This window comes from Aeromonas sp. CA23, assembly GCF_002587065.1.
Lineage (GTDB): Bacteria > Pseudomonadota > Gammaproteobacteria > Enterobacterales > Aeromonadaceae > Aeromonas > Aeromonas bestiarum.
In genome coordinates, this window is sequence record NZ_CP023818.1 from 3,124,311 (window position 1) to 3,146,892 (window position 22,582).

At 61.7% G+C, this 22,582-nt stretch carries 20 protein-coding genes, 1 tRNA gene and 2 pseudogenes; 17 read left to right on the forward strand and 6 right to left on the reverse strand.

The genetic code is table 11. The annotated features are described in order from the left end of the window. Positions 1 to 54 precede the first annotated feature (54 nt). The 6 genes and pseudogenes from oppB (at position 55) to CK910_RS14685 (ending at position 5,274) form a co-directional block, all read left to right on the forward strand. The gene (gene oppB, locus CK910_RS14660) at positions 55 to 975 is read left to right on the forward strand and encodes an oligopeptide ABC transporter permease OppB (protein WP_043141229.1); all 921 of its coding nucleotides are present in this window, start codon (positions 55 to 57) and stop codon (positions 973 to 975) included. Between the two features lie 14 nt (positions 976 to 989). Continuing rightward, positions 990 to 1,901: an oligopeptide ABC transporter permease OppC gene (gene oppC / locus CK910_RS14665; RefSeq protein ID WP_043141227.1), complete on the forward strand. Its 912-nt coding sequence runs from the start codon at positions 990 to 992 to the stop codon at positions 1,899 to 1,901. Between the two features lie 32 nt (positions 1,902 to 1,933). Further along, on the forward strand, positions 1,934 to 2,920 hold the full coding sequence (locus CK910_RS14670) for an ABC transporter ATP-binding protein (protein ID WP_098983809.1): 987 nt from the start codon (positions 1,934 to 1,936) through the stop codon (positions 2,918 to 2,920). A gap of 5 nt (positions 2,921 to 2,925) precedes the next feature. Next, positions 2,926 to 3,030: pseudogene (locus CK910_RS14675) on the forward strand (oligopeptide transporter ATP-binding component); the annotation flags it as partial. Further along, the gene (gene oppF, locus CK910_RS14680; protein WP_043141223.1) at positions 3,031 to 4,026 is read left to right on the forward strand and encodes a murein tripeptide/oligopeptide ABC transporter ATP binding protein OppF; all 996 of its coding nucleotides are present in this window, start codon (positions 3,031 to 3,033) and stop codon (positions 4,024 to 4,026) included. It begins immediately after the preceding pseudogene. A 303-nt stretch (positions 4,027 to 4,329) separates the two neighbouring features. Continuing rightward, positions 4,330 to 5,274 (forward strand): TerC family protein, encoded by a 945-nt coding sequence (locus CK910_RS14685; RefSeq protein ID WP_098983811.1) that lies wholly within the window; start codon positions 4,330 to 4,332, stop codon positions 5,272 to 5,274. Between the two features lie 69 nt (positions 5,275 to 5,343). Here the strand turns inward: CK910_RS14685 and alr are convergent, their stop codons facing one another. After that, positions 5,344 to 6,570, reverse strand: coding sequence for an alanine racemase (gene alr / locus CK910_RS14690; RefSeq protein ID WP_043141219.1), 1,227 nt, complete (start codon positions 6,568 to 6,570; stop codon positions 5,344 to 5,346). A 192-nt stretch (positions 6,571 to 6,762) separates the two neighbouring features. On the opposite strand from alr, the gene CK910_RS14695 reads away from it, so the two are divergent. Beyond that, a complete protein-coding gene (locus CK910_RS14695; RefSeq protein ID WP_098983812.1) occupies positions 6,763 to 7,203 on the forward strand; it encodes a methyltransferase family protein in 441 nt (146 codons plus the stop codon). A 78-nt stretch (positions 7,204 to 7,281) separates the two neighbouring features. On the opposite strand, the gene CK910_RS14700 is transcribed toward CK910_RS14695, so the two are convergent. The 4 genes from CK910_RS14700 to CK910_RS14715 form a co-directional block, all read right to left on the reverse strand. Continuing rightward, positions 7,282 to 8,541 carry a dicarboxylate/amino acid:cation symporter gene (locus tag CK910_RS14700; RefSeq protein WP_043141217.1) on the reverse strand — a complete coding sequence of 420 codons (1,260 nt, stop codon included), beginning with the start codon at positions 8,539 to 8,541 and terminating at the stop codon, positions 7,282 to 7,284. A gap of 204 nt (positions 8,542 to 8,745) precedes the next feature. Next, positions 8,746 to 9,222 (reverse strand): CC0125/CC1285 family lipoprotein, encoded by a 477-nt coding sequence (locus CK910_RS14705; protein WP_172955324.1) that lies wholly within the window; start codon positions 9,220 to 9,222, stop codon positions 8,746 to 8,748. A gap of 142 nt (positions 9,223 to 9,364) precedes the next feature. After that, a tRNA-Pro gene (locus CK910_RS14710) sits at positions 9,365 to 9,441 on the reverse strand. A 238-nt stretch (positions 9,442 to 9,679) separates the two neighbouring features. Further along, the gene (locus CK910_RS14715) at positions 9,680 to 11,023 is read right to left on the reverse strand and encodes a dihydroorotase (protein WP_098983814.1); all 1,344 of its coding nucleotides are present in this window, start codon (positions 11,021 to 11,023) and stop codon (positions 9,680 to 9,682) included. Between the two features lie 79 nt (positions 11,024 to 11,102). On the opposite strand from CK910_RS14715, the gene CK910_RS14720 reads away from it, so the two are divergent. Beyond that, complete coding sequence (locus CK910_RS14720) at positions 11,103 to 11,987, forward strand: 6-pyruvoyl trahydropterin synthase family protein (RefSeq protein ID WP_172955325.1); 885 nt, start codon at positions 11,103 to 11,105, stop codon at positions 11,985 to 11,987. A gap of 84 nt (positions 11,988 to 12,071) precedes the next feature. Here the strand turns inward: CK910_RS14720 and CK910_RS14725 are convergent, their stop codons facing one another. Further along, on the reverse strand, positions 12,072 to 14,084 hold the full coding sequence (locus tag CK910_RS14725; RefSeq protein WP_172955326.1) for a methyl-accepting chemotaxis protein: 2,013 nt from the start codon (positions 14,082 to 14,084) through the stop codon (positions 12,072 to 12,074). A gap of 250 nt (positions 14,085 to 14,334) precedes the next feature. Here CK910_RS14725 and hinT point away from each other — a divergent pair. The 9 genes and pseudogenes from hinT (at position 14,335) to secF (ending at position 22,535) form a co-directional block, all read left to right on the forward strand. After that, positions 14,335 to 14,689, forward strand: a pseudogene (gene hinT, locus CK910_RS14730) (purine nucleoside phosphoramidase). Continuing rightward, positions 14,689 to 16,113: a COG3014 family protein gene (locus CK910_RS14735; protein WP_172955327.1), complete on the forward strand. Its 1,425-nt coding sequence runs from the start codon at positions 14,689 to 14,691 to the stop codon at positions 16,111 to 16,113. Before hinT ends, CK910_RS14735 begins: the two are co-directional and overlap by 1 nt. 69 nt (positions 16,114 to 16,182) lie before the next feature. After that, positions 16,183 to 16,575 carry a YcfL family protein gene (locus CK910_RS14740; protein WP_098983816.1) on the forward strand — a complete coding sequence of 131 codons (393 nt, stop codon included), beginning with the start codon at positions 16,183 to 16,185 and terminating at the stop codon, positions 16,573 to 16,575. After that, the gene (gene lpoB / locus CK910_RS14745) at positions 16,575 to 17,171 is read left to right on the forward strand and encodes a penicillin-binding protein activator LpoB (RefSeq protein ID WP_005302153.1); all 597 of its coding nucleotides are present in this window, start codon (positions 16,575 to 16,577) and stop codon (positions 17,169 to 17,171) included. Before CK910_RS14740 ends, lpoB begins: the two co-directional genes overlap by 1 nt. Further along, positions 17,161 to 17,994 (forward strand): phosphotransferase, encoded by an 834-nt coding sequence (locus tag CK910_RS14750; RefSeq protein WP_098983817.1) that lies wholly within the window; start codon positions 17,161 to 17,163, stop codon positions 17,992 to 17,994. The genes lpoB and CK910_RS14750 overlap by 11 nt, the downstream gene beginning before the upstream one ends. A gap of 112 nt (positions 17,995 to 18,106) precedes the next feature. After that, positions 18,107 to 18,964: a DUF6279 family lipoprotein gene (locus tag CK910_RS14755; protein WP_043141194.1), complete on the forward strand. Its 858-nt coding sequence runs from the start codon at positions 18,107 to 18,109 to the stop codon at positions 18,962 to 18,964. Positions 18,965 to 19,071: 107 nt separating this feature from the next. Further along, on the forward strand, positions 19,072 to 19,545 hold the full coding sequence (locus CK910_RS14760; RefSeq protein ID WP_052449190.1) for a hypothetical protein: 474 nt from the start codon (positions 19,072 to 19,074) through the stop codon (positions 19,543 to 19,545). Between the two features lie 157 nt (positions 19,546 to 19,702). Continuing rightward, positions 19,703 to 21,505, forward strand: coding sequence for a protein translocase subunit SecD (gene secD, locus CK910_RS14765; protein WP_043141189.1), 1,803 nt, complete (start codon positions 19,703 to 19,705; stop codon positions 21,503 to 21,505). 115 nt (positions 21,506 to 21,620) lie between these two features. After that, a complete protein-coding gene (gene secF, locus CK910_RS14770) occupies positions 21,621 to 22,535 on the forward strand; it encodes a protein translocase subunit SecF (RefSeq protein ID WP_172955328.1) in 915 nt (304 codons plus the stop codon). Positions 22,536 to 22,582: the final 47 nt, after the last annotated feature.

The following is a 22,582-nucleotide window of genomic DNA, read 5'->3' on the forward strand; positions in this document are numbered from 1 at the left end:
GGGCCTTTATTACAACCGCGACCCTTTGGAAGCAGTACAGGACAGGAATTGTCTATGTTGAAATTCATTCTTAAACGTCTACTGGAAGCGATCCCGACTCTGCTGGTCTTGATCACCGTCTCCTTCTTCATGATGCGTTTCGCACCGGGTAACCCCTTCACCAGCGAACGTTCCCTGCCGCCGGAAGTGTTGGCCAACATCGAGGCCAAGTACGGCCTGGACAAGCCCATAGGCGTGCAATACCTCACCTATCTTGGCAACCTGGTGCAGGGCGATCTGGGGCCTTCCTTCAAATACAAGGACTTCAGCGTCAACGATCTGGTGAGTCAGGCGCTGCCTGTTTCCGCCAAGATCGGGAGCGCGGCTTTCGTCTTTGCCGTCTTGCTGGGGGTGACCTTTGGCACCATAGCGGCCTTGAAACAGAACACCCTCATCGACTATCTCTTGATGTCGTCGGCCATGGCCGGGGTGGTGATCCCGGGCTTCGTGCTGGCACCCTTGCTGGTGCTCTTCTTCAGCATCTATCTGGGCTGGTTCCCGGCTGGTGGCTGGCAGGGGGGCGGGGTGCAATTCATGGTACTGCCGGTATTTGGCATGATGATGTACTACATCTCCGCCATCTCGCGCATCATGCGCGGCAGCATGATCGAGACCATGAACTCCAACTTCATCCGTACCGCCCGCGCCAAGGGCCTGCCGCTGCGTCACATCATCCTCAAGCACGCGCTGCGCCCGGCCATGCTGCCGGTGGTCTCCTATCTGGGCCCGGCCTTCGTCGGCATCATCACGGGTTCAGTGGTGATCGAGACCATCTTCGGCCTGCCGGGGATAGGCCAGCTGTTCGTCAACGGCGCCCTCAACCGTGATTACTCCATGGTGCTCGGGCTGACCATTCTGGTCGGCGCCCTCACCATCACCTTTAACGCCGTGGTCGATATTCTCTATGCCTTTATCGATCCCAAGATCCGTTACTAAGTCGGGAGTACATCATGGTTGTCACAACTGAGAAACGCGAAGCCATAGCGGCGTTCGCACAGCAAGTGGAAGTGGTGGAAGGGCGCTCCCTGTGGAAGGATGCCCGTCGCCGTTTCCTGCGCAACAAGGCGGCGCTGACCAGCCTTATCATACTGACCATTATCGGTCTGGCGGTGATAGTGGGGCCGCACCTGTCCCAATACACCTTCGACGATCCGGACTGGGGCGCCATGCAGGCCGCGCCTGACATGGAAACCGGCCACTGGTTCGGCACCGACAGTCTGGGGCGCGATCTGTTCGTGCGCACCCTGCTGGGCGGCCGCATCTCGCTGATGGTCGGTATCATGGGCGCCATGGTGGCCGTGGTCATCGGCACCCTCTACGGCGCAGCCTCCGGCTTCATCGGCGGGCGGATCGACAGCCTGATGATGCGCGTGCTGGAGATCCTCAACGCCTTCCCCTTCATGTTCTTCGTGATCATGCTGGTGACCTTCTTCGGCCGCAATCTGGCGCTCATCTTCATCGCCATCGGTGCGGTGAGCTGGCTCGACATGGCGCGGATCGTGCGAGGCCAGACCCTGAGCCTCAAGAGCAAGGAGTTTATCGAGGCGGCCCATGTCTGTGGCGTCTCCAAGTGGAAGATCATCACCCGTCACATAGTACCGAACGTGCTCGGTATCGTGGCCGTCTACGCCACCTTGCTGGTGCCGGGCATGATCATGTTTGAATCCTTCCTGAGTTTTCTGGGCCTCGGCGTCCAGGAACCCATGACCAGCTGGGGTGCCCTGCTGGATGAAGGCTCCAAGTCGATGGAAGTAGCCATCTGGCAACTCTTGTTCCCCGCCGGTTTCATGGTGGTGACCCTGTTTTGCTTCAACTTCCTCGGGGATGGTCTGCGTGACGCACTCGATCCGAAGGATCGATAACAAGAGCGGCTAAGGATCGATAAGGAGTTTTTATGAAATTACTGGATGTAAAAGATCTGCGGGTCGAGTTCAAGACCCCGGACGGCAATGTGGTGGCGGTCAACGACCTCAACTTCTCTCTCGCTGCTGGCGAGACCCTGGGGATCGTCGGCGAGTCCGGCTCCGGCAAGTCCCAGACGGCCTTTGCCATCATGGGGCTGCTGGCCAAGAACGGCATCATCACGGGCTCGGCCAAGTTTCAGGGCGACGAGATCCTGAACCTGCCGGAGCACAAGCTCAACAAGATCCGCTCCGAGAAGATCGCCATGATCTTCCAGGACCCCATGACGTCGCTGAACCCCTACATGAAGGTGAAGGATCAGCTGATGGAAGTGCTGATGCTGCACAAGGGAGTGAGCAAGGCCGAGGCGTTCGAAGAGTCGGTACGCATGCTGGATGCGGTCAAGATCCCAGAGTCGCGCAAGCGGATGAACATGTACCCCCACGAGTTCTCCGGTGGCATGCGTCAGCGGGTGATGATCGCCATGGCCCTCTTGTGCCGGCCACAGCTGCTGATCGCCGATGAGCCGACCACGGCGCTGGACGTGACGGTGCAGGCCCAGATCATGACGCTGATGAACGAGCTCAAGCGCGAGTTCAACACCTCCATCATCATGATCACCCACGACTTGGGCGTGGTGGCTGGCATCTGTGACAAGGTGCTGGTGATGTACGCCGGTCGGACCATGGAGTACGGCCGGGTGAACGACATCTTCTATCGCCCGAGCCATCCCTATACCGAAGGCTTGCTGCGCGCCATTCCCCGCCTCGACACCGAAGGGGAAGAGCTGCCCACCATTCCGGGCAATCCGCCCAACCTGCTGCGTCTGCCCACCGGCTGCCCCTTCCAGGAGCGCTGCCACCGGGTACACGAGATTTGTGGCCAGCAGTCACCTGTTCTGACGCCGTTCAACGACGGTCGTGAGCGGGCCTGTCATTGGGTATCTGATGCCATCAATGCCAAGGAGGTGAGCGTATGAATGCTGTTATATGCGGCCAGCAATCCTCCATGCTCCTGACGCCGTTCAATGACGGCCGTGAGCGGGCTTGCCATTGGGTATCGGATGCCATGATCAAGGGGGCGAATTAAATGGGTACTGACAAGAAACTGCTGCTGGAAGTGTCCGACCTCAAGGTCCACTTCAGCATCAAGAGTGACAGGGCCTGGCCCTGGGCCAAGCCCTCGGCGTTGAAGGCGGTAGACGGTGTGACCCTGCGCCTGTATGAAGGGGAAACCCTGGGGGTGGTGGGCGAGTCCGGCTGTGGCAAATCCACCTTCGCCCGTGCCCTGATAGGCCTGGTGCCTGCCACAGACGGCAAGGTGGTGTGGCTTGGCAACGATCTGACCAAGCTCGACCAGAAGGCGCTGCGGGAGAAACGCAAGGAGATCCAGATGATCTTCCAGGATCCGCTGGCCTCTCTGAATCCGCGCATGACCATAGGCGACATCATCGCCGAGCCGCTCATCACCTTCTATCCGAACCTCTCCAAAGAGCAGGTGAAGGAGAAGGTGCGCACCATGATGACCAAGGTGGGCCTCTTGCCCAACCTGGTAAACCGCTACCCGCACGAGTTCTCCGGCGGCCAGTGCCAGCGTATCGGCATCGCCCGGGCGCTGATCCTGGAGCCCAAGATGATCATCTGTGACGAGCCTGTCTCGGCGCTGGATGTCTCCATCCAGGCTCAGGTGGTGAACCTGCTCAAGGCTATCCAGAAGGAGATGGGGCTGTCGCTCATCTTCATCGCCCACGACTTGTCCGTGGTCAAGCACATCTCGGATCGGGTGCTGGTGATGTATCTGGGCAACGCGGTGGAGCTGGGCACGCGCAAGGAGATCTTCGCAAACCCTCTGCACCCCTATACCAAGGCGCTGATGTCGGCCGTGCCCATTCCGGATCCGGATCTGGAGCGCAGCAAGGTCATCCAGATCCTGGAAGGGGACTTGCCATCGCCGATGAACCCGCCGTCCGGCTGCGTGTTTCGCACCCGCTGCCCGGTGGCAGGCCCCGAGTGCGCCAAGACCCGCCCCATGCTTGAGGGCAACTTCGACCATGCGGTCTCCTGCCTCAAGGCCGATCCGCTTTGATGCCGGTTTGTTGAATGCGTTTGCGGGGCACCCTGGTGGTGCCCCGATTAATTTGGGCCAGAGGTGAAGATGTCTCTTGGCGTTATCTTTGGCCACTGTTACTATCCGCCCAACAAGGGGAGTAACTTCTCGCTGGTTTGTCGTCATTACGGTGCACCCATATCCTGCAGTGCACCCGGCAGCCGGGCAGTTGATGCAAATCAGCTGTAAGTGAGACCTTGCCGAGAGGCAAGGTGTATCTGCTCCAAACGCAAACCCACGCCTCTCGGTCGTGGGTTTTGTCGTTTTTGGGAGAAGTGAAAAATGGGTGAATGGTGGATGTGGACCGGTTTCTTCAGCATAGTGCTGGTCCTGTTATGGATTGACATACGCTTTGTCGGGGGTGGCAAGGCGCACAAGGTGTCCCTCAAAGAGGCGGGCATCTGGTCCCTTATCTGGATCAGCGTGGCCCTGCTGTTCAACCTGGCCATCTGGTTCTGGCTGGATCACAGCGCAGGGCGCGAGATTGCCAACCAGAAGGGGCTGGAGTTCCTCACCGGCTACCTCATCGAGAAGGCGCTGGCGGTGGACAACGTCTTCGTCTGGCTGATGCTGTTCGGCTACTTTGCCATTCCGGCCGAGCTGCAGCGCCGGGTGCTGCTGTACGGGGTGCTGGGCGCCATCGTGATGCGGGCCGGCATGGTGTTCGCGGGCAGCTGGCTCATCGAGCAGTTCCACTGGATCCTCTACCTGTTCGGCGCCTTCCTGCTGCTGACCGGGGTCAAGATGCTGTGGGTGGCCGACAAGGAGCCGGATCTGGCCAACAACCCGCTGCTGGGCTGGATGCGTCGTCGCTTCAAGGTGACGGAGACGCTGGAAGGGGAGAAGTTCTTCGTCTGGCGTGACGGTGTGCGCTATGCCACCCCGCTGCTGCTCATTCTGGTGCTGGTGGAGGTGAGCGATCTCATCTTCGCGGTGGACAGTATCCCGGCCATCTTCGCGGTGACCACGGATCCCTTCATCGTACTGACCTCCAACATCTTCGCCATCATGGGCCTGCGCGCCATGTACTTCCTGCTGGCGGGGGTGGCCGAGCGTTTTGCCCTGCTGAAATACGGCCTGGCGCTGATCCTGATGTTCATCGGGGTCAAGATGCTGCTGCTGGATGTGTTCAAGATCCCGACCGGCATTGCATTGGGCATCGTGGCCCTGATCCTGCTGGCCTCCATGGGGCTGAGCCTCTGGGTGACCCGCAAAAAGGCCGTTTGAACGCGGCAGACCATAAAGCACTGACAAAAAGGGCTCCCGCGGGAGCCCTTTTTCATAGCAGAGATTTGCTTAGCGCTTGATCTTCTTGGGGTTGGTGTAGCCCCAGATGGTGTACATGTCCGCCAGCAGGGCGCCGTTGTACTCCTCCAGATCCGCCTGCTTCACCTCGGCCTCGCCCTGACGGCCAAACAGCACCACCTCGTCGCCGGGTTTCACCCCTTTCAGATCGGTCACGTCCACCATGATGGTGTTCATGGAGGTCTTGCCGACCACGGGCACCTTCTGACCCTGGATCAGCACATAGGCCTTGTTGCTGAGTGCACGGCGGTAGCCGTCGGAGTAACCCAGCGGCAGGTTGGCGAGCCAGGAGTCGCGCTTGAGGGTGAAGGTGCGGTCATAACCGACGGTATTGCCGGCCGGGTAGTGGTTGACGGAGGCAACCTGGGTCTTGAACGCCATGACCCGCTTGTATTCGGTGTAGGAGGGGATGGAGTCGCCGTAGAGCAGGCCGCCCGGGCGCACCATGTCGAAGTAGGCATCCGGCACTTCCAGGGTGGCGAAGGAGTTGGCAGCGTGGATGGTGAGCTTGCTGCGATCCAGCTTGCCCGCCTCGATCAGCCACTGGGAGTCCAGCTTGAACTGTGCCAGCCCCAGCTTGACGTCCTCTTTCTCTTCCACCGGGAAGTGGGTCATGATGCCGACCGGGGTGATCCCCTTGAGCTTGAGCATGGCCAGCGCATCGGCCTTGGAGTCCGCCAGACGCAGGTCGATGCCGTTGCGGCTCATGCCGGCGGAGTTGAGACCTATGTGCACCGGGATATTGGTATGGTGACGCTGGGCGATGTCGGCTATGCCCTGGGCGCTCACTAGGCTGCCGATCAGCTCTTCCATCTTGTAGGGCAGGGCCTGTTCGACTTCGTCCGGGGTGGCAGAGCGCACCCGCATCAGGCGGCCGGTGAAGCCCTTCTCGCGGGCCACGCGGGCCTCTTCGTTGCTGGCGATGCCGATGCAGGGGATGTTGGCCTTGACCACTGAGGGCACCAGCAGGTCGATGCCATGACCATAGGCGTCCGCCTTCATGATGGCGCAGATCTGCGGGCCCTTGTCACCGAGGCGATCCTTGAGGGTCTGGATGTTGTGCTCGAAGGCGCCGAGATCAACTTCCAGCCAGGCATTGCTGGCGGTTTGCACTTCGCCGTTGCGATGATCGCTGGCCAGCGGCAGGTAAGGGGCCGCGACGGCCTGACCGGCCAGCAGGCCCAGGATCAGAGTGGCCAGCAGTGTCTTCTTGTGCATGGGGTGGTTCCTTTTTTATTGTTGGGGTTGAGGTGCATGACGACCCGATCTCGGCCTTTGCCATGCAGATGGGATAGAGTGTAGCCAAGGCATTGTTATTGTTATGAACTTTGTCAATTTCCTGCGGCATTATTCCCGTCGGGAAGTGTATCGCAAGGTGTCGATTGTGGCACCTGTCATGGGAGTCAATAGATGATAGATCTAGAGTGTCGTGTGCCGCCCGTGCTGTTGTTCGGCATAGTGGCGCTGGGCATGGTGGCGTGGGGCGGAACCGGGGAGGGGTGGCCCGTCCCGGCGCTGTTGCTGGTGCTGCTGGGAGGATTGTTCGGGTTTGGCGCCCTGCTGCGTTTTCGCCGCCAGGGCACCACCGTCAGTCCGATGCGGCCCGAGCAGGCCAGTGCGCTGGTGACGGGTGGGCTATACCGTCTCAGCCGCAACCCCATGTACCTGGGGCTGGTCTGCTGGATGATGGCACTGGCTTGCTATCTGGGGGGATCGGGCGTCTGGCTTGGGCCACTGCTGCTGTGGGGCTGGCTCGATCGCTTCCAAATCGTGCCGGAAGAGCGGGCGCTGCGGGCCCGTTTCGGCGAGGCGTATGCAGAGTACTGCCGGCGGGTACGCCGCTGGTGCTGAACTCGTCCGAGGGGCAGGCACAAGCCAAAAAAATGGCCCGCATCTGCGGGCCGTTTTGTATCTTGCTGGCGGGATAAATCACGCCTTGGCGGTATCTGCCTCACCCAGCGGCTCGGTTTCACCCAGGCTGTCTTCGGTCTTGGCCACCACGCTGGCGGCGATGGCGTTGCCCAGCACGTTGGTGGCGGAGCGACCCATGTCGAGGAAGTGGTCTATGCCGAGCAGCAGCAGGATGCCGGCTTCCGGAATATGGAACTGGTTCAGGGTGGCGGCTATGACCACCAGAGAGGCGCGCGGCACGCCGGCCATCCCCTTGGAGGTGACCATGAGCAACAGCAGCATGGTGATCTGCTGGGCCAGGGAGAGCTCTATGCCATAGGCCTGGGCGATGAACATGACCGCGAAGGTGCAGTACATCATGGAGCCGTCCAGGTTGAAGGAGTAGCCCATGGGCAGCACGAAGCTGGCTATGCGCTTGTCACAGCCGAACTTCTCCAGCCGATCCAGGGTCTTGGGATAGGCGGCCTCGGAGCTGGCGGTGGAGAAGGCCAGCAGTATGGGTTCGCGGATCATGGCCAGCAGGGTCAACACGCGGCGGCGAATGAACAGGCTGCCCATGGCGATGAGCAGCAGCCAGAGGCAGGCCAGGGCCAGATAGAACTGGGCCATGAAGGTGCCGTAGGTGGCGAGTATGCCGAGCCCTTCCTTGGCTACCATGGCGGCGATGGCACCGAACACGGCGAACGGCGCGAAGTTCATCACGTAACCGGTCACCTTCAGCATGATCTCGGCGGCGCTTGCCATCAGCTTGACCACGGGTTTGGCGGCATCGCCCAGCGCGGCGGCGGCCAGCCCGAAGAAGAGGGAGAACACCACTATCTGCAGGATCTCGTTGGTGGCCATGGCCTCAACCACGCTTTTCGGAATGGCGTGGGTGACGAAGTCCTTGAGGGAGATGGCACCGGCGACCACGCCGGAACTGGCGGCATCATCCGGCAGGGAGAGGGAGAGCCCCACGCCCGGTTGCATCAGGGTGACCATCACCAGACCCAGGGTCAGGGAGAGCAGGGAGGCCAGCATGAACCAGCCCAGGGTCTTGGCACCGATGCGGCCCACGGTGCGAGTATCGCCCATCTTGGCGATGCCGACCACCAGGGTGGTGAAGACAAGGGGAGCGATGATCATCTTGATCAGACGCAGGAAGATGTCGGTCAGTATGGTGATGTCACTGGCAAAGCCAGCGGCCTGATCCGGGGCAAACATGCGATAGCCCTGACCAGTCAGGATGCCAACCAGCATCGCGATGAGGATGGCAGCCGTCAATTTATTCATTTTCATGGGGGGGTCCCAGTTTTGATAAGTGCAAAGCGTTTAGGGTGGCAGGGGTGCCACTTCAGTCCGTTTTTGTGATCCGGGCCGTAGATTCCTGACAGCCGGTGTGCTGGCAGCATGCCTAATCCGGGGGGGTAAATCCAGAGCCTTGTAGCAGAATTTTATGTTGTCATTAGTTGTATGTGATATGGATCTTGCATTTAACCTATATTAATCGCCGTTTATTTTAATGTTTGCAAGATAATCAGCTTTCATGGTTCGGTCGTTTTTTGCGCTGCGGGTGAGGGTAAATATGAGCAATGCCGAGATGCGGTGCTCCACGGTGCGCTGATCCAGAAAGGGATCGGGCTCGTCGTCATCGAACCCGAACAGGGGGCGGCTTGGTGTCACCCTGACCGCATCCCGCTGCAGGGTCAATTCATTGACCTCAAGCCACTGATAACCTTCGGCTTGCGCCACTTCGCCCGCCCGTTTCAGCACATACTTGCGGGCGGTTTCCCGGCTCACCAGATCGTTGCCAATAAATTCCAGCTGCCATTTGTCGGGCGCAAGCCGGGTCTGGGAGAAGCCGGTCTGGCCGTTCCAGAACGATGGCTTGCTGTGATAGGGGGTGGCGCAGCCGAGCAGCAGGGCCGCGCCGAGGCCGAGCAACAGCAGACGATGGCAAAAGACGCGGAGAGGGGGCATCTCGAACACCGGTTGGCAAAACACGGCATCACTACAGCACAAACCGATCGGCGACACAATGCGGGCAGCGTTGTGCCGCTAGGGCTATGCCGCACCAAAAAGAAAAGGCCTTGTCATCTGACAAGGCCTTTCTCGGGGAATTTGGTCGGTGTGAGAGGATTCGAACCTCCGACCCTCTACACCCCATGCAGATGCGCTACCTGGCTGCGCTACACACCGACGGAGTCAGCTCGGCTGACGGGGGCTGAGTTTATGGAGATGACCCGACCCTGTCAACAGGGGAAATCCCACTCTGAGACTGTTTGCCTGCTTTGCGAGCAATTGGCGCTCAAAGTACCGCCAAAGCCGCTAAATCAGGCCATCGAGGGCCCATGTCAGGGGCCTTTTTCAACCTGCTGTTCAACCCACCATGCAAACGGCCGCCCGGAGGCGGCCGTTTGCATCGGCGATGAAGCGATCAGCGGTTGAAGGTCAGCCGCTTGCCCAGCACCTGATCGGTGACCTGACCGTTTTGCCAGGCGATCTGGCCGTTGACCAAGGTCATCTCCACAGTGCTGTGGAAGCGGTAGCCGTTGAAGGGTGACCAACCGCACAGGTAGAGCAGGTTGCTGTCGTTGACCACATAGGGCTTGCCCAGATCCAGCAGCACCAGATCCGCGAAGTAACCCTCGCGAATGTAGCCGCGATCCTGCACCTGGAAGCGCTCGGCCACCGCGTGGGAGGTTTTCTTGACGATGGTTTCCAGCGAAAACACGCCGTTGTGGTAGAGCTCCAGCAGGGCCAGCATGGAGTGCTGCACCAGGGGGATGCCGGACGGCGCCTTGAAGTAGCTGTTCTGCTTCTCTTCCCAGGTGTGGGGGGCGTGGTCTGTGGCTATGATATCCAGCACGTCGTTGCGTACCGCATCCAGCAGGGCGTGCTGGTCGGCGGCGCTCTTCACCGCCGGGTTGCACTTGATCTGGCTGCCCAGGGTGTCGTAATCCGCCTCGTTGAAGAAGAGGTGGTGGACGCATACCTCGGCGGTGATGTTCTTGTCTTTCAGCTCGCTGAGATCATGGCTGGCGGTAAACAGCGACAGCTCCTTGGCGGAGGTGAGGTGCAGCACGTGCAGCTTGGCACCGTATTTTTTCGCCAGACCCACCGCCATGCTGGAGGACTTGTAGCAGGCCTCGTCATTGCGAATGCGGCCGTGCTCGCGCATCGGCACATCCTCGCCCCACTTGGCGCGGGCCTCGTCTTCCAGCACCTTGATGGAGGGGGTGTCCTCGCAGTGGGTCACTATCATCACCGGGCTCTCGCGGAAAATCGCCGCCAGTGTCTCTTGGTTGTCCACCAGCATGTTGCCGGTGGAGGAGCCCATGAACACCTTGACCCCGCAGGACTGCTTGGGATCGAGGCGCTTGATCTCGTCGAGGTTGTCGTTGGTAGCGCCGAGATAGAAGCTGTAGTTGGCGGCGGAGGAGTTGGCGGCTATCTGGTATTTGGCTTCGAGAGCATCGAGGGTGGTGGTCTGGGGATTGACGTTGGGCATTTCCATGAAGCTGGTGGTGCCTCCTGCCACGGCGGCCCGGGATTCACTGGCGATGGTCCCCTTGTGGGTCAGGCCGGGTTCCCGGAAATGGACCTGATCGTCGATCATCCCCGGGATGAGGTGACGACCTGCTGCATCTATCACCACGGCATCGGGCGCCTCTATGTGAGGGGCGATCCGGGCGATCCGTTCCCCTTCAATCAATACATCCGAGGCATAGATGCGGCCTTCATTGACCAGGGTGGCATTCTTGATTAGCAATTTGTTCATGGGGGAGTCCGGTTCCTTTGTCAGTGATCGCGGGTCATAATATCGCAAACTGCACTTTCTCTGTAGCAAGGCCTGACTGATGAAGTTATTTGTAAGAGATTTGACCGTGATCGATTCCAGCTACCTGTGTGAACGCCGTGGCATGGTGGGGGAGAGCTGGCTGGTGGATGTCGAGATGAGCGGCGAGCTCAACGAGATGAGCATGCTGCTGGACTTTGGTCGGGTGAAAAAACTGATCAAGTCGATCATCGATGAAGAGGTGGATCACAAGCTGCTGGTGCCGGCCGAGTGCGCACTGGTCCATGTGGCCCATCTGGAGGGGGAGGAGAGCACGGTGGATCTGCTGCGCCCGGGTCGCTCCATTCACCTGCGTTGCCCCACTCAGGGCTTTGCCTTCATCCCGGCGCCCCAGATCGACAAGGAGTCCGTCACCCGCTATCTGCTGGCTGTGCTGGCCCAGCGGCTGCCCGGCAACATCAAGGATCTGTCGCTGACCCTGCGCCAGGAGCAGATCGATGGCGCCTTCTACCACTACAGCCACGGCCTGAAAAAGCACGATGGCAACTGCCAGCGCATCGCCCACGGCCATCGCTCTCCCATCGAGATCCACCTGGACGGTGAGCGCGACGCTGAGCAGGAGCTGAACTGGGCCGAGCGCTGGGCCGACATCTACCTCGGCACCGAAGAGGACAAGGTGGCCCTCGGCGAGCTGAGCCTGAGCGAGCTGGCCGAGGCGACCCTGAAGGATGCCGGCGAGCAGTATCTCGGCTTCAAGTACGTGGCGCCCCAGGGGTTGTTCCAGCTGGCCATGCCGGCGGGAGAGGTGGAGATGATCGATACCGACACCACCATAGAGCTGCTGGCCTGTTATATAGCCCGCGAGGTGAAGAAGCAGGTGGGCGACAAGTTCGTGAAAATCGTGGCCTATGAAGGGGTGGGCAAGGGCGCCATCGCCTACGCCTGATCCCGCGATTCTTGCCAGAATAAGCAAGGCCCCGCATCTGCGGGGCCTTGTCGTGTCAGGGCAATGGAAAAACAGACGACCTCATCAGGCGCTGAGCCGGAAGCGCTTGACCAGGCTCTCCTGCTGCTCGGCCAGGGAGTCGAGCTGCTGGCTGGTCTCGGCCACCCGGGCTATGCCCTGATAGTTGAGATCCGAGATATCCGAGATGCGGTTGAGGTTGGTGGCGATGTCGGCGCTGGTGGCCTGCTGCTGCTCGGCGGCGGAGGCTATCTGGCTCGACATGTCGCTGATCAGCACCACTATCCCCTGTACCTCCTCCATGGCGTTGTTGGCGTGGGAGCTCTGATCCACGCAGCTGTCCATCTCGCGGGAGCACTCCTGCATCACTGTCACCGCCTTGGCGACCCCCTGCTGCAGGTTCTCGATCATGGTCTGGATCTCGCTGGTGGACTGGGCGGTGCGCCCCGCCAGGCTGCGCACCTCGTCGGCCACCACCGCAAAGCCGCGGCCCTGCTCGCCGGCCCGGGCCGCCTCGATGGCGGCGTTGAGCGCCAGCAGGTTGGTCTGCTCGGCGATGCCGCGAATGACGTCGAGTATGTTGCCTATCTGGTTGCTCATGGCACTGACATCGCCGATCACCTTGCCGGTCTGCTGCAACTTGCCCGCCAGCTGATGGGTGGTGGTGATGTTGCCCGCCATCACCTTGCGGCCGGTCTCGGAGGCTTTCTCCACGTCCTGCACCCGCTCCAGGGTCTGGTTGGCCGCCTGGGCCACTTCACGCACCGAGGCTTCCATCTGGGTCATGGCGGCGGCGACCGAGGCGGTTTCCTGACGCTGTTTCTCCAGATCCGCCCGCACCGATTCCGTGGTGTGACGGTTGTCGTGGGCGGCGTTGTTGAGCTGGGTCGAGGCCTGGGATAGCTGGGTCAGCACGTCCCCCATCTGCTGGATCAGCAGGTTGATCTGGCTGCCGAGCTGGCCAAACTCGTTCTTGCTGCGAAAACCTATGCGCTGGGTCATGTCGCCCTGGGTCACCTCGGTCAGCACCCGCAGCAGCTCCTTGAGCGGGCGGCGAATGGCCTTGCCCAGGGTGTAGGCCACCAGAATGGCCACCAGGATGGCGATGGCGATGCTGATCCCCTGGGTGAGCGTGCTCTGGGCCTGCACCTTGCCGGAGGCGCGTATGCTGGCGTTCATCAGCTGCTGGCTCTGGTCGGTGATCCCCTCCAGCTTGCTCTGGATGCTGACGATGAGCTTGCTGGCCTGCTTGCTCTGCTCGCGCATTTGCTCCTGCTGCTGCATCAGCGCCAGGTACTGGGAGAGCACCCCCTCGCTGGCGGTGGTGTCGCGCACGAAGCCATGCACGTAGTGGCCCATGTCATTGTCGAAGTTCTTGAGCTCCCCCTGCAGATCCTTGATGGTGCTGTTGAACCCCTCGATCTGCATCTTGTTGCGCTTGAGCGCCCCCTCGATGGGAGCGGGTATGCTCTGGTTGAGCGCATCCATGGTGGAGAGCTCGATGGCGGAGAGCTTGGTGGTCAGGGTCTCGGACAGCATCTTGATGAAGCTGTCGTCTATGGTGACCATCATGTCGCCGAGGTTTTTCTTGAACTGGGGCAGGCTGACCTGGAACTGCCCCTTGGCCTGATTCACCTTGTGCAAGCGGGTGAGCAGGGCCTGATGCTCGGTGGGCAGGGTGCCGGTCAGCTGCAGATAGTCGCCGACCAGCTTGCTCAGTGCCGCCATTTCACCCTGCAGCTCAGGGTGTGCCGCCGCCTGCCGGCTGAGGGTGGCGAGCGTCTTGTCGACCTGGGCCTTGGCCTGTTGCAGCTCGGCCACCTCGGCCGGGATCTGCTTGGGATCCTGCTCGGTCAGCACGTCGGTGAGCCACTTGTTGGCGCTGAGCAGGCTGATCTGGGTCTGACTGCTGGCGATCACCAGCGGCATGGATTGCCGGGTGACCTGATCCAGCGCCTGATTGAGCTCGCTCTGGCTGCGAAAGGTGAGTACCGAGGTGGCCGCCATCACGGCCACCAGAATGGCAAAGCCTAAATAGACCCTCTGCAAGATGGAGAGGTCTGACATTGTTTGTTTCATTATTGTCCCGCTGTATATGCAAAAGTCCCTTGCCTGAATACCCCGTCCATTTGATACCCTGCTACCACCCTGGGCGAGCGACGCCATCTGACGTCTTCCGGCTATCGGTATTTTTAACAATAACTGAAGAGAATGGGACAACGGCTGTGTCAAATGTCGGCTTGTGTCACACTTGGCGGGCCCTGATGGCCACCTCGGGAGCCGCTTGAGGTTGGTGTTGAATTTTCTTTTTCATATAAAGGAGTTATCCATGGCGCAAGAAACCATTTTCAGCAAAATCATCCGTAAAGAGATCCCCGCCGACATCCTTTATCAAGACGATTTGGTGACCGCATTCCGGGACATCCAGCCCAAGGCCAAGACCCATATCCTGATCATTCCCAACGTGCTGATCCCCACGGTCAACGACGTGGAAGCCGAACATGAGCTGGCCCTAGGGAGGTCGCATGTTCACCGTGGCCCGCAAGCTGGCCAGCGAGGCCGGGATCGCCGAGGATGGTTATCGCCTGATCATGAACTGCAATCGCCACGGCGGGCAGGAGGTCTATCACATCCACATGCATCTGGTAGGGGGTCAATCCCTGGGGCCGCTGCTCTGCCTGTGATGCACCGCTTTCCCCGTCTGGCTGGCCTCCTGCTGGCCAGTGCCCTGCTGGGGGGCTGCGCCTCCCACTGGCAGGACATGTTCGTCTCCTATTCCGATCAGATGGTGCCGCTGCGCAACCAGCTGCTGCTGGGGCACGCCGCCGAGGCGCTGCCCGAGGTGCGCGAGTCCACCCTGGGGGACGACACCTATGTGCTGGACCGGCTCGAGCAGGGCCGCATCGCCTGGCTGGCCGGTCAGGATGCGGGCAGCAAGCAGGCCTTCGCCGCCGCCGACAGCCGCCTCGAGTGGGAAGACAATCAGGCCCAATACCGGCTGAGCCAGGGGCTGGGTCAGGCGGGCAGCCTGCTCACCAACGATCAGAGCATGGCCTACCTGACGCCGGATTATGAGCGCACCATGCTGCATCACTATCTGGCCCTCAACTACCTGCAGCGGGGGGACGCCGACGGCGCCCTGGTGGAGGTGCGCCGGGCCAATCAGGTGCAGGAGCGTGCCCTCAAGGCGCGGGCGGGGGAGGTAAGCAAGGCCAGAGAGAAAGGGGCCGAAGCCACTACAGAGCGGGAGATGCGCCAGCTGATGTCGCGCGGGGCACCGGATCTCGACCGGCTGATAGGCCAGGTGAAAAACGGTTTCCAGAACGCCTACACCTTCTATTTCTCCGGCGTGCTCTATGAGGCAGCCGGGGATCTCAACGATGCCTGGGTCGACTATCAGCGCGGCTACCAGATAGCGCCGGACAACCAGAGCCTGCAGGATGCCTTGCTGCGCCTGGCGCGGCTGCGCGGCTCCCCGGACGAGCTCAAGGAAACCGAGAAGAAGCTGGGTCGCAAGGCGCCGCCTTTAACCAAAAATCAGGGGCAGCTGGTGGTGCTGTTTGAAGATGGGCTGATCCCGGCGCGGCGCGAGCTGTTCCTGCCGCTGCCCATCTCCACCTCCAGCGGCGATTTTCGTACCTTTACCGTGGCAGTGCCCTATTACGACAACCGGGCCAGCAACACGGGCCCGCTGACGGTATCGGTGGGCAAGCGGGTTGAGCAGACCAGCGAGCTGGTGCGGCTGGAGGCGCTGGCCGCCAAGGATCTGCAGGAGCGGTTGCCGGGCATGCTGACCCGTCAGGCGCTGCGGCTGGTGACCAAGGAGCAGTTGAGGCGCACTGCCGCCAAGGAGGGGGGTGATGTGGGCAATATTCTGGTCGGCATCTTCAATACCCTCTCGGAGCGGGCCGATACCCGCAGCTGGCTGACGTTGCCGGCCCAGGCATCCAGCTGGCAGAGCATGCTGCCGGCAGGCGAGGTGCAGCTCACCCTGGGGGCGGGCAGCGCCATGCGTACCCTGCCGCTCACCGTTCACGGCGGGCGTACCACCCTGGTGTGGGTGCAGCGGCTCGGCGCCGGCCTGACGACCCGGGTGATGCCGCTCTAAGCGCGCCCGGACCATGACACCCATGACTGACGGTCGGGCCCAGATGGCCTGCCGGCTAAGGAGATCAAGATGAAAGCATACGGTTTGGCCCTGGTGATGCTGCTGACCGGCTGCGCCACCAATACGTCCGGCGTGGCGCTCTATGGCGCGGCGGGGGCGGCACCCGTGCAGGAGCAGCATCAGAACGTCAATGTGACCCTGACCGAGCTGAGCCGGCGCGAGCAAAACGGCCTGCTGCAGGTCAATGTGGCGGCGGCCAGCACCCAGCGCGGTGACAACAAGCTGCAATACCTGTTCTATTGGTATGATGAGGCGGGGCAGGAGGTGGCCAGCGATGGTCGCGGCTGGACCCCCATCAAGCTGCACGGCTATCAGACCCGCACCCTCTCTGCCCTGGCGCCGAGCCCGGCCGCCCGGGGATACCGGATTTACGTACGTGAAGTGATTGAGGAATCCTACTGATGAAAATGAATCATGCCCTGCTGATATTGACCGGCGCCCTGCTGCTTGGCGGCTGTTCCAGCACCACAGTCAGCTATGGCGATCCGACCGAAACCGAGACGGTGACAGTGGACTACGGTTCATCGGATCTGCAGGCCATCGCCGACAAGATGGCGGACTCCATGCTCGCCTCGCCGGCCACCAGCGAGATCACCGCGGGCGGTCGTCCCGTGATGTTCATGGACTCCATCCGCAACAAGACCTCTGAGCACATCGACACCGAGGCCATCACGGACACCATCCGTACCAAGCTGCTGCGAGCCGGCAAGTTCCGCTTCGTCGACATGAGCAAGGTGGCGGCGGTCAAGCAGCAGCTCGAATACCAGCAGAGCAGCGGCATGGTGGATCCCGCCTCCATGGTGCGTCTGGGCAAGCAGACCGGTGCCCGCTACATGGTCTATGGCAACCTCGCCAGCATCGTCAAGGACAACGGCAAGGTGAAGGATGTCTACTACCAGATGACCATGAACCTGATGGATCTGCAAAACGGCGAACTGCTGTGGGCCGATCAGAAAGAGATCCGCAAGCAGGCGAAGAAATCCACCTTTGGCTGGTGATCTGGCGGAGCTGGAGTTGCTGGCCAGCCTGCCGGCCCCCTGGCGTTCGGGGCGGCTGGAAGCGCTGGCCAGCGGCCTGACCAACTGCAACTATCGACTGCGCCTCCCCTCGGGGCGCAGTCATTTTTTGCGGCTCGGTCATCCGGATCCCTGTCGGCTCGGTATCGACAGGGCGACCGAGTGGCAGCTCTATCGGGGGGCCATGGGGCAGGGGCTGGCGCTGCCCTGTCATCACAGCGATCCCGCCAGCGGCCTGATGCTGCTGGATTGGTGCGATGAACCCAACTGGGCCGAGGCGCCCCCGCCCCCCGCCGAGCAGCCCGGTCTGCTGGCCGAGGTGCTGGTGCGACTGCACCGGCTGCCGGTGCCCGCCGTGGTGATGGCGGTGCGGGCTCATGCCGCCGGTTATCGCGGCCGCCTGGCCCGGATCCCTGACTGGCTGCCTGCGCTGGAGCGGGGACTGCTGGCCAGTCGCGAGCCGACCGATTGTTGGCTCCCTTGCCATCATGATCTCAATCCGGCTAACTTGTTGGGAACCCGGCCCTGGGTCATCGACTGGGAGTATGGCGCCGCCGGGCATCCCGGTTTCGAGGTGGCCAGCATACAGCGCACCCACGGCTGGGACGACGGCCAGCGAGAGGCGCTGGAGAGCGGCTATCTTGAGCGGGCAGGGGCGCGTTTGGGAAGCCGGGGCTTTCAGAGCCAGGCCTTCCTGCCCTGGGTCGACTACATAGGCTTGTTGTGGGCGCTGCTGATGGCCGAGCACACTCCCGGGCCCGATTACCAGGCCCTGATCGACACGAATCGTCAACGGCTGGAGTAGGGCCGGTGGCGGGGGGCAGGTGTTGCTCGACACGAATCGCTGCGTATCAACGCTGGCATAGGCAGGATCAGATCGATATGAATCATCAACTCGTCAATCTTTGGAGTAGTGCATGGTGACCTCCTTTTCCTGGCGTCAACCCCGCAGCTGGAGCCTGCTGCTGATCTGTCTGCTGCTGGTGGGCTGCTCCACCCGGGTGGTCTATTACTGGCTGGACGTGGCCATCGTCTGGCAGCTGGATGACTATTTCTCGCTGGATCGCAGCCAGAAGCGGCTGTTGGACAACGAAGTGAAGGGGCTGATGGCCTGGCACCGCCAGTACGAGGTACCCCGTTACGCCGATGATCTGGATGCGCTGGCCAGGGCGGTGGCGAGCCCCATGAGCCCGGCCCAGGTCTCGCTTCATCTGAATGCGGCCCAGCAGAGCCTGACCCGCACCCTGGAGAACACGGTTCCCCGCGCCGTGCGGCTGGCCCGTACCCTGACCGAGGAGCAGGTGGCCATGTTCATGAAGGACAGGCTCAGCCGGCAGACCGAGCGGGAGCAGGATTTTGCCCGCCAGCCCAAGGCCGAGCTGCTCAAGGAGTTCACCGGCAAGATGAACGAGCGGCTGGTGTTCTGGATTGGGGAGGTGAAGCCGGCCCAGGCGCCGCTGGTGGCCCAGTGGGTGGAGTGGCAATACGAGCTGCAGGCCCCCTGGCTGGAGTTTCAGACCGCCTGGACCAGGGAGCTGGACAGGCTGATGCAGCAGCGCCAGAGCCCGGACTTCGGTGCCCAGCTCACCGCCCTGTTGCAGCAGGGGGATGGACTCATGGATGGCCGTTTCACCGGCTACACGGATCAATCCCGCCAGCGCACCGTCAACTGGCTGAGTGCCCTGAGCCAGTCGCTGGACATCTCCCAGCGCGCCCATCTCTACACTCTGCTCAAGGGCTATGCCCGCGATTTCAGGCAGATGTCACAGGGGTGAGTTTCGTTTTCGGCAGGGCGCCGTGCGAGGCTTGACGGCCCTGCCGCCCTTGTCCTTGTTGGGTGCCTGTGGTAGTTTGCCCTTTCTATTATTTGGGAATTAACTTTTTGAGCCTGCTGGACAAAGTGAAACTGGCGTTGATGACACTGCTCATCTCGCTCACTCTGTTGCTCTCTACCGTCTCGGTGGAGGGGCTCAAGGTATCCGCGCCTCAGGCCGCTTCCCAGCCTGGCCAGGTGATGAGCGATGCCGGCACGGGCGATCAGTCCGATACCCTGCTGGTGATCCACAGCGCCAGCGACAGCGACGACGGTGTCGTCAAGTTTGTCGGCTCCCATCAGAATCATCTGCTGCGGCTCGAACACTCCCTGCGCAGCGATCATCAGCCCGGCAGCGTCGTCTACGAGCTGATCATGAGCTGGTCACAGCAGGCGATCCTGCTGCTGCTGTGCGGCCTGCTGCTCTATGCGGCGCTCTTCTATCCCAAAAACAGCTTCCGCGACCGCTTTGCCACCATTCACCGGCACAGGTTGCAACGCCAACACCTGCAATACCGCTTCTCCCAGAGTTATCTCGCCTGATCCCGATGGGGTCCGGCCTCGCCGCACTGCCTCATCGTCTCCTGTAAAGCCTGCTCACCGCGCGTGAACGGGCGCCCAGTCTCATTTGTATTTTCTTGCGTGCCGCCCCCGCCATGGGTGGCGAGTGCGCCGCCTTCTCCTGACAGAGGCTTTTGCCATGAGAAAAAAGAGTCGTACCACCCTGAATCGCATGAGCATGTGGCAGTATGCCCTGCTGCTGCTCATGCTGTTCACCTTCGCGTTTTACTCCCTGCCCACCTTCTTCGGTGAGCAGCCTTCCCTCGGCCTGCACGGCCAGACCAGCCTGACCGAGGCACAGCGCACCCTGCTGGCCGACAACCAGATAGCGCCGGTCAAACAGGTGCAACAGAAAGAGCGGGTCGAACTGGTGTTCAACAGCCAGTCCGAACAGCAGAGGGCCAAGCAGCTGCTGGAGCAGCAGGGCTATGACAGCGCGGCCCTGACCCTGGAGTTCTACTCCAATGCCCCGACCTGGATCAGCCAGCTCGGCGCCGCCCCCATCAAGCTCGGGCTGGATCTGCGCGGCGGCTCCCAGCTGCTGATCGGGGTCGATCTCAGCTTCGTGGTGGACAACCAGACCAGAAACCTGGTGGACATGCTGCGCACCCAGTTCCGCGAGGCGCGCCTGCGGGGTGCCAACGTGGCTCGGGTGAGCGAAGGGGAGGTGAGAGTTACCCTGCCAGAGGTGGCCGATCAGGCGCCCTGGCTCACCATCATCAAGGATTCCGCCGGCACCCGCCAGGATCAGTGGCAACTCAATCGCAGCGGCAACGAGCTGCGGCTGGTGATGAGCGAGGCCGAGCGCACCCTGCTGGCCAACAACGCCGTGACCCAGAACCTGTCAATCCTGAAAAAGCGGATCAACGAGCTCGGCATAGTCGAGGCCTCGGTCCAGCGTCAGGGCCAGGACGGTATCCGCATCGAGCTGCCCGGGGTGCACAATCCCAAGCAGGCCAAGGAAGTGATAGGCGCGACCGCATCGCTGGCCTTCTACGAGGCCCAGGCCGACAGCCGCTTCTTCATGGCGGATCGCAGCGGTCAGGCCGTCGGTCTGGCCCGCAAGCCGGTGCTGAGCGGTGAGCACATAGTCGATGCGCGCGCCAATATGGGCGAGATGGGCCAACCCCAGGTCAATATCGTGCTCGACAGCCTGGGTGGCAGCAAGATGAACCAGTTCAGCCGCCAGCACGTGGGCAAGCCGATGGCCACCGTCTTCACCGAATACAAGACCAACGCCCAGGGCAAGCTGCGCGCCCAGAGCGAGGTGATCAACGTCGCCACCATACAGACGGCGCTCGGCAACCAGTTCCGCATCACGGGTATTGGCAGTCTGCCAGAGGCCCAGGAGCTGGCCATGCTGCTGCGGGCCGGTGCCCTGACGGCGCCGCTGAAGATCCTGGAGGAGCGCTCAATCGGCCCGACCCTGGGCCTTCAGAACATAGAGGCGGGCTTCACCGCGCTGGCGTTCGGCATGGCGGGCATGATGCTATTCATGATGGCCTGGTATCGCAAGTTCGGCTGGGTCGCCATCACGGCGCTCATCGCCAACCTGCTGATGCAGGTGGGCATGCTGGCGGTGCTGCCGGGGGCCGTACTGACCCTGCCGGGGATCGCCGGTCTGGTGCTCACGGTCGGCATGGCGGTGGATACCCATGTGCTGATCTTTGAACGGATCAAGGACCGCCTGCGGGAGGGGGGGAGTCTTGCCAACGCCATCGACTTTGGCTATCGCTCGGCGTTTCGCACCATCTTCGATGCCAACATCACCACCCTGATCTGCGCCGTGGTGCTCTACTCCATCGGCTCGGGCCCGCTGCAGGGCTTCTCCATCACCCTGATCCTGGGTCTCATATCCAGCATGGTGACCGGCATCTGGGGCACCCGCGCCATCATCAACCCCCTGTGGGGCAAGAGCAGCGACAAGCTGCTGAGGGTGTGACCGTGACCCCTGCATTCACTCTGTGCCATAGCGCCGCGCGTTCGAGCCTGCTCCGCGCCTGCGCCACGCGCTTCCGGTTGGGAAGCCCGAGTCAGCTGTTGTCGAGGATAGAATTATGTTGAGAATGATCGTTGCCATGGGCCTGACCCGCTGGCGTTACATCGGGTTGTGGATCTCCGTGCTGCTGACGGTGGCGAGCATAGCCGTGCTGGCCATCAACGGGCTGTCGCTCGGGCTCGACTTCACCGGCGGCATACTGCTGGAGTTTCGCATCCAGACCCTGAAAGAGGCCCATGAACTGAACGCCCTGCTGAGCGCCCCGCTGGCAGGGGCGGTCGAGCTGAGCGGCGCCGGCATCCCGGGGGAGTGGCTCATCAAGCTGCCACCCCACGAGCTGCCCTGGCCGGCCGAGGAGTTGGCGGTCATGCTGGGTCAACAGCTCAACTTGCCGGTGGAGCTGCTGCGCACCACCATAGTCGGCCCTCAGGTGGGTGCCGAACTGTTCCAGCAGGGGATGCTGGCGGTGCTGGTAGCCTCCTTGGCCATCTCCGCCTACCTGGCGGTGCGCTTCGAGTGGCGTCAGGCCATCGGCATCCTGGTGTCTGTGCTGCACGATGGCCTGGTGGCCATGGGGCTGCTGGCGCTGTTCAACATCGAGTTTGACCTCAACGTGATCGCCGGTCTGATGGCGGTGATCGGCTATTCCCTCAACGACAGCATCGTCATCTCGGACCGGTTGCGGGACATCTTGAGCTCACGCACCAAGCTCTCCATCCACGACTGCTCGGACGTGGCGATCAAGGCCACCTTCAGCCGCACCATGATCACCTCGGGCACCACCCTCTTTACCGTGGGCGCCCTGCTGCTGTTCGGCGGCGATGCCCTCTACGGTTTCGCCTTCACCCTGTTCGCCGGCATCCTGGTGGGGACCATCTCCTCCATCACGGTCGCCTCCACAGTGCAGGAGCTGCTGGGTCTCTCGCCCCAGGCCTATCAGAAGAAAGAGGAGGAGCTGGCAGAGGCGGCGTGATGCCCCTTGTCCACTCCCTGCATGCAAAACGGGCCCATCGGGCCCGT